General features: G+C 68.5%; 8 protein-coding genes. 2 read left to right on the top strand and 6 right to left on the bottom strand.

What is annotated here, in order from left to right; all coding sequences use genetic code 11:
* Both BQ7388_RS00505 and BQ7388_RS00500 read left to right on the top strand, forming a co-directional pair.
* Positions 1-1,598, top strand: a 1,598-nt coding sequence (locus BQ7388_RS00505) for a DUF2201 family putative metallopeptidase (RefSeq protein ID WP_234946719.1), incomplete at its 5' end; no start/stop codon positions are given.
* 70 nt (positions 1,599-1,668) lie between these two features.
* Positions 1,669-3,198, top strand: a complete 1,530-nt coding sequence (locus tag BQ7388_RS00500; RefSeq protein WP_072499514.1) for an ATP-binding protein — start codon at positions 1,669-1,671, stop codon at positions 3,196-3,198.
* A gap of 53 nt (positions 3,199-3,251) precedes the next feature.
* On the opposite strand, the gene BQ7388_RS00495 is transcribed toward BQ7388_RS00500, so the two are convergent.
* The 6 genes from BQ7388_RS00495 to BQ7388_RS00470 form a co-directional block, all read right to left on the bottom strand.
* Positions 3,252-6,896 (bottom strand): FtsX-like permease family protein, encoded by a 3,645-nt coding sequence (locus tag BQ7388_RS00495; RefSeq protein WP_072499513.1) that lies wholly within the window; start codon positions 6,894-6,896, stop codon positions 3,252-3,254.
* Between the two features lie 4 nt (positions 6,897-6,900).
* A complete protein-coding gene (locus BQ7388_RS00490) occupies positions 6,901-7,602 on the bottom strand; it encodes an ABC transporter ATP-binding protein (RefSeq protein ID WP_009279045.1) in 702 nt (233 codons plus the stop codon).
* Between the two features lie 92 nt (positions 7,603-7,694).
* Entirely contained in the window at positions 7,695-8,483 is a 789-nt protein-coding gene (locus BQ7388_RS00485) for an HAD family hydrolase (RefSeq protein WP_129583120.1), read from the bottom strand.
* Between the two features lie 95 nt (positions 8,484-8,578).
* Positions 8,579-8,944, bottom strand: a complete 366-nt coding sequence (locus tag BQ7388_RS00480; RefSeq protein ID WP_062531346.1) for a hypothetical protein — start codon at positions 8,942-8,944, stop codon at positions 8,579-8,581.
* Entirely contained in the window at positions 8,937-10,325 is a 1,389-nt protein-coding gene (locus BQ7388_RS00475) for a Y-family DNA polymerase (protein ID WP_072499511.1), read from the bottom strand. The genes BQ7388_RS00480 and BQ7388_RS00475 overlap by 8 nt, the downstream gene beginning before the upstream one ends.
* A gap of 5 nt (positions 10,326-10,330) precedes the next feature.
* Positions 10,331-10,912 carry a DJ-1 family glyoxalase III gene (locus tag BQ7388_RS00470; protein WP_062531348.1) on the bottom strand — a complete coding sequence of 194 codons (582 nt, stop codon included), beginning with the start codon at positions 10,910-10,912 and terminating at the stop codon, positions 10,331-10,333.
* Positions 10,913-11,153: the final 241 nt, after the last annotated feature.

Here is an 11,153-nt window from a genome sequence, read left to right as displayed (position 1 = left end):
CTCCTTCCGGGCCTCTCCCTGACGCAGGGGAAGACGATGGGGCCCAAGGCGAGAGGGACGCCCTCGCGCTGGAGGTGGTCTCGCTCGCCCGAGACGCCCTCCTCGCCCAGAACCCCTTCCTCGCCTCCAGCATGGGCCTGCTCGAGCTGGCGCCCCGGGAGCTGGGGGGCACGTCCCTCTCGACCGATGGCGGGACGCTCTGGTACGACCCCACCCGCATCCTCGACGAGTTCCGCGCCACGCACGAGCCCCCCGTCCACGAGATCGCCCACCTCTTCGTGCACTGCCTGCTCCTGCATCCCTTCGTAGACGCCAGCGTGGACGCAAGGTCATGGGACCTCGCCGCCGACATCGTGGCCGAGGGCCTCTCCACCGAGCTGGTGGGCCCGCGCGAGGGAGAGCGCGGGAAGAAGATCGCCGCGGTGATGGAACAGCTCCGCGACGCCTTCGAAGGGCGCGTCACGACCGAGAGGCTCTATGGGCGCCTGCGCAGGGGCTGCTGGGACAACATGCGCGAGGTCTGGGAGGAGCTCTTCCGCGTGGACGACCACGCGCCCTGGCACCCCCGTGCGGCAGACCAGCCCACCGACGAGGGCGACGGGGCGGACGCGCAGGACGGCCCCTCCGACGGCCAGGCGGATTCCCAACGCCGCAGGAGCTCGCAGGGCCAGGACCAGGGCTCCGCAGGCTCGGACGGGCACGGAAGCGGGGGCGACTACCGCGACGACATCTGGGACGAGGACGAGGGGGACGTCAAGGGAGAGGGGCCCTCCGAGGCCGAGGGTCCTGCCCACGGCTCCCCGCGCCCCCAGCAGGCACCGGCCCGCGACCCTGCCGCGGAGAGCGCACGGCGGGAGGAGGAATGGAGGGAGGCGGCCAAGTCGATCCGCGTCGACCTGCAGACGCTCTCGAGGCAGAGCGGCCAGCGCGTGGGAGGGCTCGTCGGCGAGCTCGAGGTCTCCTCCCACGAACGGGTGGACTACCGCGAGTTCCTGCGGCAGTTCGCCGTCCAGAACGAGGAGATGCGCCTCTCGCAGGACGAGTTCGACTACGTCTTCTACACCTACGGACTCGAACTCTATGGAGACACGCCCCTCGTCGAGCCACTCGAGTTCAGGGACGAGCGGCGCATCCGCGACTTCGCCCTAGTCATAGACACCTCGAGCTCGGTCACGCGCGAGGTGGTGCAGCAGTTCGTCGATGCCAGCTTCGACGTCCTCAGCAGCGAGTCAAGCTGGGCCGCCCGCACCAACATCCACATCATCCAGGCGGACCTGCGCGTGCAGAGCGACGTGCGGATATCCTCCGTCGCGGACCTCGACCGCTGGAGGCGCGACATCAAGCTCAGGGGCTTCGGCGGCACCGACTTCCGCCCCGCCTTCCGCTACGTGAACGACCTCCTCGCCAACGGGGAGTTCGACGACCTGCAGGGCCTCATCTACTTCACCGACGGCTGGGGCATCTACCCCGACCGGATGCCGCCCTACAAGACGACCTTCGTCTTCTACGACGAGGACCACCGTCCCGAGCTGGTGCCACCTTGGGCGCTGCAGATCACGCTCCATCCCGGGGAGTTCGAGTCGCTCTCCGTCTACTAGCGAACGCCAGCACGACCAGGCGGGCAAGCGCGCGACAGGGAGCCAGACGCGCTCCGAGGAAGGAAGAAACGTGAACATACGATCGGCGACCGAACAGATCGAGGGTGCCGTCAGGGCCTACCTGGCAAAGGACGAGCACGGGCTCTATCTCGTGCCGCCCCAGATGCAACGGCCCATCATAGTGATGGGCCCTCCCGGCGTGGGCAAGACCGCCGTGGTGGCCCAGGTCGCCGACAGGCTGGGCGTCAACTTCGTCTCGTACTCCATCACGCACCACACGCGACAGAGCGCCCTGGGGCTCCCCTACATCGCCGAGGCGGAGTTTGGGGGCAGGACCTACCGCGTGAGCCGCTACACCATGAGCGAGATCGTCGCGGCGGCATACGACAGCATCGAGGCCACGGGCGTCACCGAGGGCATCCTCTTCCTGGACGAGGTCAACTGCGCGAGCGAGACGCTCATGCCCGCCATGCTGCAGTTCCTCCAATACAAGACCTTCGGCCAGCACCGCCTGCCCGAGGGTTGGGCCATAGTCTGCGCTGGCAACCCACCGGAGTACAACCGGGCGGCGCGGGAGTTCGACCCCGCGATGATGGACCGCCTCAAGCGCATCGACGTGGAGCCCGACTTCGAGGTGTGGATGGACTACGCCGTCACCCATGGGGTGCACCCGGCCATCACCACCTACCTCTCCAGCAAGCCCGCGAACTTCTACAAGGTGCGCGCAAGCGTGAACGGGACGCGCATGGTCACGGCACGGGGCTGGGAGGACCTCTCGCGCATGCTCCTCGCCTACGCCCACGAGGGAATCGAGACGGGCCAGGAGCTCGTCTCCCAGTACCTCCAGGACAAGCAGGTCAGCGAGGACTTCTCGCTCTACCTCAGGCTCTTCGAGAAGTACCAGGACGACTACAAGGTCGCGGACATACTTTCCGGAAGCGCGGGCGAGGACATCTGCGGTAGGGCGGCCAGGGCGCCCTTCGACGAGCGCGTCGCGCTGGTGAACCTCCTCCTGGACGCGCTGGTGTCCCAGGCACACGCGGTCGATGCCCGGGAGCTCGCCCTTTCCGACGTGAGATCGGAGCTCGGCCTGCGCGAGGGGGACGCCGGTACGCCCGCCGCGCAGGGAGGAGCCGGGAGGCTGGCGGCGCTTGCGGCCAAGGCCCAGGACGAGCTTGCGGAGGCACGCTCCAAGGGAGGGGTTCCCGAGGGAAGGCTCCTGAGGCTCGCCGGGCGCCAGGAGCTCCTCGAGGGGCTGCGGGCGCTTCTCGCCCGAATAGAGTCCGAGCGGCGCCCCGAGACGGACGCGCAACGCGTGGCGGAGCGGCTGTCGTCCCGACTCGACGAGCGCGCACGCGAGCTCGAGGCCGAGGCCACGAGCTGCGCCCGGGGACTCGACCACGCCCTCGACTTCCTCGACGGCTGCTTCGGCGAGGGCCAGGAGCTGCTAGTCTTCGTCACCCACCTGGCGGTCGACCCCACCTTTATGGGCTTCGTCGCCAACCATGGGTCCGATTCCCTCGCCCGCCACGGCAGCGCCCTCATGCTCCACGAGCGCGGGAGCGAACTCCTGGGCAGGGTCGAGGCCCTGGGCAGGTAGGGACTGCCCCGCAATGGGCCCCGCGCCTGCCCAGGGCGGGCGCGGGGCCTCGGCTACTCGACGCTCTTGAGCGACTCGACCATGTCGACGCCGTCGAGCTTGTGGCGCATCGCCAGGAGCACCAGACCCGTGAACAGCAGGGTGAGCGCGAAGGCGACGGCGAAGCTCTGCGGGTGTATCTCGCGGCCGAACATGACGTAGTCGACCTCGGCGGTGGTGACGACGAAGTTCTCGAGCCAGGCCCCGAGGAACATCCCCAGGACGTCCCCCAGAAGCGAGAGGATCCAGATCTCGCGGAAGATGTAGGCGTATACCTCGCGCCGGGTGAAGCCCAGGACCTTGAGGCTCGCGATCTCCCTCACGCGCTCCCCGATGTTGATGTTGGTCAGGTTGTAGAGCACGATGAAGGCGAGGGCCGCCGCAGATACGACGAGCACCACGACCACGGCGTTCACCGCGCTCAGCATGCTCCGGTAGGTGTCTATCGTCTCCTCGCTGAAGAGCACGGTGGAGACCTCGTGCCACCCGTGCAGCTCGCGCGCGATCTGGCTGCGGGCCTCCGGGTCCTTCGTGCAGTTGGCGAGTATGGTCGAGAAGGCGGGGACCTCCTGCCGCGCGCGCCACCAGGCACCGCGCCCCACGTAGACGTAGTTCCCGACGTAGTTCTCGACCACGCCGGTCACCGTGAGGCGCAGGCCCTCGCCCACGGCGTTGCCCACCTCGTCCTGTTCGTAGACGGTGACCTGGTCCCCCACCCCGACGCCGCAGAGGGTGGCGAGCTTCTCGCTCACCAGCACGGAGTCGTCCGTGAAGTCGACCCGCGCGCCGCCCAGACGCTCCCTGAAGCTCACGAGCGAGCGCAACTCGGCGGACGCGCGGGGGACCACCACGCTCACGCGCGTGGTGTCGGTGGCAGAGCTGCCCTCCCCGGGGCCCGTAGCCTGCATGTTCGTTTCCTGTACGCGGCAGAGGTCCTCCACCTCGCCCGTGGACTCGAGGAAGTCGACGACCGAGCTCACGTCCAGCTCGTCGGCGGAGGCGCTCAGGCCCACCGTGGTGTCGTAATGGACGATGGGACCAAACTGCCTGTCGATGATGTCCCATATGGAGTCGTGCAGTCCCAGCCCGACGAGCAGGAGGGCGGCGCACCCCGATATGCCGATCACCGTCATGAGCAGGCGGCGCTTGTAGCGGAAGAGGTTGCGCAGGGTCACCTTCCACGAGAACGAGACGCGCGCCCAGAGGGGGCCCATGCGCTCGAGCAGGATGCGCTTGCCAGGCTTGGGGGCACGCGGGAGGAGGAGAGATGCCGGGGTCTCGCGCAGGCTGCTGATGACGGCCGCCCAGGTCGCCAGGAGGGTCACGCCCACGCCCAGGCCGCCCGCGAGGAGGGCGGAGCGCGACTCGACAGGCAGGGGGAACCCCAGCGGCGGTAGCGCGTAGATGATCGAGTACGAGCTCATGATGATGTGGGGCAGGAGCTGGGAGAGGAGCGCGATCCCCAGGACGGCTCCCGTCCCCGCCGCGAGCCCGGCATAGAGGAGGTATCTGAGCGCGATCTGCGCCTTGCCGTACCCCAGGGCCTTGTAGCTGCCAATCTGCATGCGTTCGTCCTCCACCATGCGCGTCATGGTGGTGAGCGACACCAGCGCCGCCACGAGGAAGAAGAAGAGGGGGAAGACGTTGGCTATGGAGTCGATGCGCTTGCTGTCCGCGCTGTAGGTCGCCGCCCCCTCGCTCTGGCCGCGGTCGAGCACGTAGAAGTCGGGCAGCTCGATGGAATCGATCTTCTCCTGCGCGTCCTCGAGCTGCCTGCGGGCGTCAAAGAAGCGCCTGTCAGCCTCGTCCTTACCGCTGCGATACTCCGCCAGCCCCTCCTCGTAACGCGCCCGCGCGTCGTCCAGCCTCTGGCGGGAGGAGGCCAGCTCCCGCGCCGCTGCGTCGAGCTTGTCCTTTGCGCTGGCCAAAGACTCGTTGGCATCACGTTTTTTCTGGTCGAGCTCGGCCTGCCCGGCGTCGAGGCGCGCTCTTCCGTCCTCGAGCTGCCGTCGCCCCTCGACGAGCCGGGACTCGGAGTCCACGAGCTTCGCAGCAGACTCGCGGGCGGCCGCAAGTGCCTCGAGCTCCTGCTCCGAGGGAAGTTGGGACTCGATTGTGGCGATGCCGGCCTCGAGTTCCGGAAGGTACGCCACGCTGGCATCGAGCCCGGCCAGACTCTGCTCGAGCTGTTCGAGCTGCGCCCTCGCCTGGTCGAGCTGCTCCTGCATCTGGGGCGTGAAGCCCTCCTGCAGGAACTCCTTGGCCTCCTCGAGCCGCTCCACGGCAGATCTCGCCTGAGCTATGCCCCCCACGAGTGCCTCCCGCTGCGAGGCCGCCTCCTCGATCTGGGACCTCTGGGCCTTCAAGGCCTCGAGCTGCTCGCGTGCCGAAGCCAACTGGGCAAGGCGGTCGTCGAGGGCCGCGAGGAGCTCCAAGGCGCTCCCGCCCATCCCCTGTGGCGCAAGGGCTGAGGACAGGGCGTCGTAGCCCTCCCTCCATTCGGACTCTGCCGCCACGAGCGCGGCCTCCTTCTGGTCGAGGAGGTCGCGCTGCTCGTCTATCTGCCCCTGGGCGTCCGCGAGCTGTCGCTCGGCGTCCGCCTTCTGGTCGAGGTAGGTGGAGAGGCCCTCCTCGTACTCGGCCTGGCCCGCGTCGAGCGACGCCCGACCGCTGGAGATGCTCTTCTCGGCATCGTCGAGCTCCGCCTTCGCCTCAGCCAGCTTCCCGTAGGTCTCGCCGTGCTGTTCCTCGTACTCCGCCCACTTCTCGTCGAGCTCCGACTGGGCCTTCGCCCTGAGGTCCTCCTGGCGCTCACGCTCGAGGACGCTGGCCTTCCCCTCGAGCGCCGCCTTCACCCTGCCCACGACGTCAAAGTAGGCGTCCGACTCGCTCAGCTCCTCGCGTGCGCCCCTCACCGTCAGGTATGCCTCGCTGTAGGGACTCGCGTCCTTGAAGGCCTCCTCGCCGACGAAGACGAGCTGCTCGATCGAGCCGCTTCCCAGCTTGGTCGACCCAAGGCTTCCCGTGTAGGGATGGTCGGGGGAGCTGACCGTGCCCACGACTTCGAGCCTGCGCGCCTCGAAGAGGTCCGCGAAGCCCTTGCCGCCGTAGAGGACGTCGACCTTTTGGCCCTCACCTGCCTTCACCGGGGCGTCGGAGCAGACGACGCACTCGTCCGGACCCTCGGGCCAGCGACCACTCCTCAGAAGGAGCCTGTTCAGGTAGGAGTCGTCGTCCGACTCGACGGAGCCGCTGCCCAGCTGCCTCGATGACTCCGCGCTTCCCGTCCTAATCGAGCTAATCCGGACGGCAAGCTGCTCGTCGCCCAGGCGGGCCATGGCATCGACGGAGCGCGAGGGCATGACGTCCTCGACGCCGTCGACCTCCGCCAGACGCTCGAGGTCGGCGACGTCGAGCCCCAGCGTGCTGATGACTCGCAGGTCCCAGAGCCTCGTCTCGTCGTAGTAACGGTCGGCGGCGAGCCTCATGTCCGCACCGCTCGCCTGCAGGCCGGCAAAGAACCCGCACCCCAGCGCGACGATGCCCATGATGGCGAGGAAGCGGCCGAGGGAGCCCCTCACGCCGCGCGCGAGCTCAACCCAGAAGGCAAGGCGCCTCCCACGGCGCGTCGACCTGGCCTTGTCGGGCCCACCCGGCATGGGGCTACCACTCCACCGTAAGCGCGTCGACAGGGCACTCGTTCGTCTCTATGCTCTGGGCACGCCCCTCGCGCACGCGGATGACGCGGTCGGCGATGCCCGTGAAAGCGAGGTTGTGCGTCACGATGGCGACGGTACGCCCGTCCACCCTGCAGCTGTCCTGCAGGAGCTTGAGGACCTGCTTGCCCGTCCGAAAGTCCAAGGCGCCCGTCGGCTCGTCACAGAGGAGTAGCTTGGGGTTCTTCGCCAGGGCACGGGCGATGGCGACGCGCTGCTGCTCGCCGCCAGAGAGCTGTGAGGGGAAGTTGTCCGCGCGGCCTGCCAGGCCGACCTGCTCGAGAACCCTGGCCGCAGGCAGAGGGTCGCGGCAGATCTGGCTGGCGAGCTCGACGTTCTCCAAGGCGGTGAGGTTCTGCACCAGGTTGTAGAACTGGAAGACGAAGCCTATGTCGTGCCGTCTGTACTGGGTGAGCTCTCGCTCCCCCATGCCACTCACGAGCTGTCCGTCAAGCTCGATCGTCCCAGAACTGCAAGAGTCCATGCCCCCCAGCATGTTGAGGACGGTCGTCTTGCCCGCGCCGGAGGGTCCCACGATGACGACGAGCTCGCCCCGCTCGATGGAGAAGCTCATCCCGTCGACGGCCCGCACCTCCACGTCGCCCATCCTGTAGGTCTTGCATACGTCCCTGAACTCGATGAATGCCACACGGACCCCCTTCCCGGCCCCATCATGACACAGGGAGGTTTAGGGCCGCCGCATTTTCGGCCATGGGGACGCGCCTCTTGGCGAGAGGGGGCTCAGGCCCTGCCGCCAGGCCCCCTGGCATCCCGGATGCGACCGACGCCCAAGTAGAAGAGGGCGACTCCGACAAGGGCAAGCAGCACCGACGACAGGGCCAGAACGACCCCACGCTCGAGCGAGACGAGCATGAACCTACCGGCCGCCAGGGCAACGACGAGGCCCAGCAGGAGGAGGGTCACCCCACCGCGTCGCGGCTCTCCCAGGGGTTCGCCGTCGCCAAGGCCCGGGCGTCCCTCCCTCTCGCGACGCACGAACGAGGGCTCCTCTCCCCATTCGACGCCGTCCGCGAACTCCCCCAGGGCGGAGGCGACGCTTCCCTCGCTCCGGGGGCCGATCACGTAGCGGGCTGCTTCCAGAGCCACTCCCGGCGCGTCCTCGCAGGTGGCGGAGCACCCCGCCCGGAGCATGCAGCCAAGCCCCGCGGCGGACTCCCCCAGGAAGGCAGCGTCCTCCCAGCCGAGCCCATGCGTCGCGAGCAGGCAGCCCACCGCGCCTTCGAAGCCCCGCGCCTCGGAAGGCGGGAACGCGCGGCCCCCGTCCAGAACCATCGCGCCGCCGTCCAGGACGGCTAAGGGCGCCAGGTCCCGGCTGCCGCCCAGGAGCGCAGAGAGCTCCTCCCTGCCACCCCCGCAGAGGAGGACGACGCGAACCCCAAGCGCCTCCAGGCGTCCCAAGGCGTCCAGCTCCTCCGCAGACGCAACGCCTTGCCTGGTTGGCCCCAGCATTCCCGCCTCTATGGCAACGAGCCTGAGCAACGTCACGACCCCCTCTCTCGTGCGAACCACGCCAAGGCGGCTCCGTCGCACGTCGATTCCTGTACCCAGTATTCCCACGCACTTGCTGCCGTACCGCCCCGACTTCCAAAGTGCGGGAACCCCACCTATGGGGACTCTGGAAGGTCCCGCACCCCCTCGATGCCCACCACCGAGGCGAGCGGGACCCGGAGGCTTCCCACCAGCAGGAGGCCATGCCCCTCGTCGAGGCCGAGGAAGGGCCCCTCGGCCGACCTGGTCTCACCCTCCGCGTGATAGCGCACGACGACGGCATCTCCCCTCCCCAGGTCGACAAGCCGGCGGGAGAGCTCCGCGCCCCGCTCGTCCGAGAGCTCGGGCCGAACGCTCAGGGTGAGCCGTCGCTCCCGCTCATCCAGGGCCTCCCTGAAGCCCTTGAGGGGCTCGAAGGGAATGAAGATCTTGGCACGCTCGGAAAGCGGCATGCGCGGGTGCCTCAGATAGAACTCATCCACTGCGATGGCCCCCTATCTGCGCGTTTCTCTCGCGCGCCGTCGCGTCGGGCAGGAGGTCGAGCCCCCTCAGAAGGGCGTTCTTGCCGAACCTCCGCTTGACCGCGCTCACCGCCTCCTGGCGTGCCCGCTCGCGCGGTGACTCCCCCTCCCCCTGGAAGAGGCTCAGCTGGAGCCCGCGCTCGTCCGCCCCGTGCACGTCACCCAGGGTCAGGGTGAGCCGGTGTATGGGCCGACCCGGGTCTGCCACCTGACGAAAGAGCGGCTCGAGCGCAGCCCAAACCTGGTGCAGCGAGCTCGTGGGGGCGGGAAGGCGGACGGAGCCGCCATCCGCGAACTCCCCCCAGCGCACCCGCCGCCCGTGCTCGCCCTCGGCCGTGGCGTGGCTGGACGTGAGGGCGGCCTTTTCCCTGCCGTTAAGGCGATACCCCAGGGCAAGAGAGAGGGACGAGGCCACAAGCCCCCTCTCTACCAGCTCGAGGACGAGGGCATCCGCCATCTCCTTCGCGATCACCAAGCCGCCCTCGATGCCAACGTCGTCGCCCAGGACCTGCCCGCTGCTCAGGCTCTTGCTCTGGGACCGATAGGCCTTTATGTCCGCGATCGTGACGGGCTCCCTGCCCCAGGCATGGTCTATGAGCAGCTCGGCGTCTATGCCGAAGATGCGATAGAGAAGCTCACGCGGGTAACTGGCGACCTGCCCCATGGTATGGATGCCCAGCTCGGAGAGCCGCCGGGCCGTACCCGCCCCCACGCGCCAGAAGTCGGTGATAGGCCGGTGGTTCCAGAGCGTGGCGCGGTAGCCCTCCTCGTCCAGCTCGCCGAAGAAGCCAGGGTCATGCTTCGCCGTGATGTCCAGCGCGACCTTGGCGAGGTAGAGGTTGGTCCCCAGGCCACAGGCGGCGGGTATGCCCGTCGTCCTCACGACGTCCGCGCGGATCCGCTCGCCCAGCTTGCGGGCGCTGCAGCCGTAGAGCTCGAGGTAGCCCGTCACGTCCAGGAAGGCCTCGTCTATGGAGTAGACATGGATGTCGTCGGGAGAGAGGTAACGCAGGTAGACGGCATAGACGTCAGCCGAGCGCTCGATGTAGAGCGACATCCGGGGCGGCGCCATGAGATAGTCGATCGAGGGCGGAATCTGGAACACGCGGCAGCGGTTGCGGACGCCCAGGGCCTTGAGCGCGGGCGAGACCGCCAGGCATATCGTCTTGCTCGTGCGTGTGGGGTCGGCCACCACGAGCCTGGTGGTCATGGGGTCAAGCCCGCGCTCGACGCACTCGACCGAAGCATAGAAGCTCTTGAGGTCGATGACCAGGTACTGGCGACGTGACCCGGTGGCGGCCTCGCCTCCCCCATCGGGCCACGGGCACGTCTTTGCCCGCATGTGGCCTAGCCCTGGTACACGATGCCGGCCTTGACCCTCTCCTGGGCCTCGTCGCCCAGGATTCGGCGGACCAGGACGAGCCCGAGCTCGATGGCCGTACCCAGCCCCTTGCTCGTCACGACGTTGCCGTCCTCCACGACCGCGTCCTGGAGAAGCTTCGCCCCGTGCTCGACGAGGACCTCCTGGAAGCCGGGATTACCCGTGGCCCTGCGCCCCTCGAGAAGCCCGAGCTCGGCCAGCACCGAGGGCGCCGCGCAGATCGCCGCGACGTCGCCGCCGTGTCCCACGTGCTCGACGAGCGCCTGGCACAGGGGCCCGCAGGCGCGCAGGTTCTTCGTCCCGGGCATGCCCCCGGGAAGGAAGAGCAGGTCGTAGCCAGAGAAGTCGAAGTCCTCGTCGCAGACGCTGCGATCGCAGCCCACGCTCACGCCATGGCTCGAGACGACCGTGAGCCCGGGCGCGACGGAGACCTTATCGCAGGGGATGCCCGCCCTGAATAGCAGGTCGGCAACCACGAGCGCCTCGCACTCCTCGAAGCCCTCGGCAAGGAACGCCGCCACCCTGTACTCGCTGGACTGCCTGAACATGTGAGCCTCCCCTTCTCGCCCTTCCATGCCACAAGAGTATAGAACATGTGTTCCTATATTGGAAGCTCAGTCGTCGGGACCGGGCTTGCGGCGGCGCGACTTCAGCTGGGAGCGCCTCCGCTTCTCGTCCAGCCTCCTCTGGCGGGCGGCGCGGCTGGGCTTGGTGGCATGCCGCTGCTTGGGCGGGACCGACCGGCGCAGGAGCTCCCGCCTCAGCTTCTGGAGGCAGAGCAGGCGGTTC

Origin of the sequence: Olsenella phocaeensis (genome assembly GCF_900120385.1) — a bacterium.
GTDB classification, from domain to species: Bacteria; Actinomycetota; Coriobacteriia; order Coriobacteriales; family Atopobiaceae; genus Olsenella_I; species Olsenella_I phocaeensis.
The sequence above is the reverse complement of the archived record's forward strand: the minus strand, read 5'-3'. Positions and strand labels throughout refer to the sequence as shown.

Coding starts and splice junctions, on each gene's coding strand:
- BQ7388_RS00495 (WP_072499513.1), bottom strand. CDS start 6,896: ATGCCGGGTGGGCCCGACAAGGCCAGGTCGACGCGCCGTGGGAGGCGC.
- BQ7388_RS00470 (WP_062531348.1), bottom strand. CDS start 10,912: ATGTTCAGGCAGTCCAGCGAGTACAGGGTGGCGGCGTTCCTTGCCGAG.
- BQ7388_RS00475 (WP_072499511.1), bottom strand. CDS start 10,325: ATGCGGGCAAAGACGTGCCCGTGGCCCGATGGGGGAGGCGAGGCCGCC.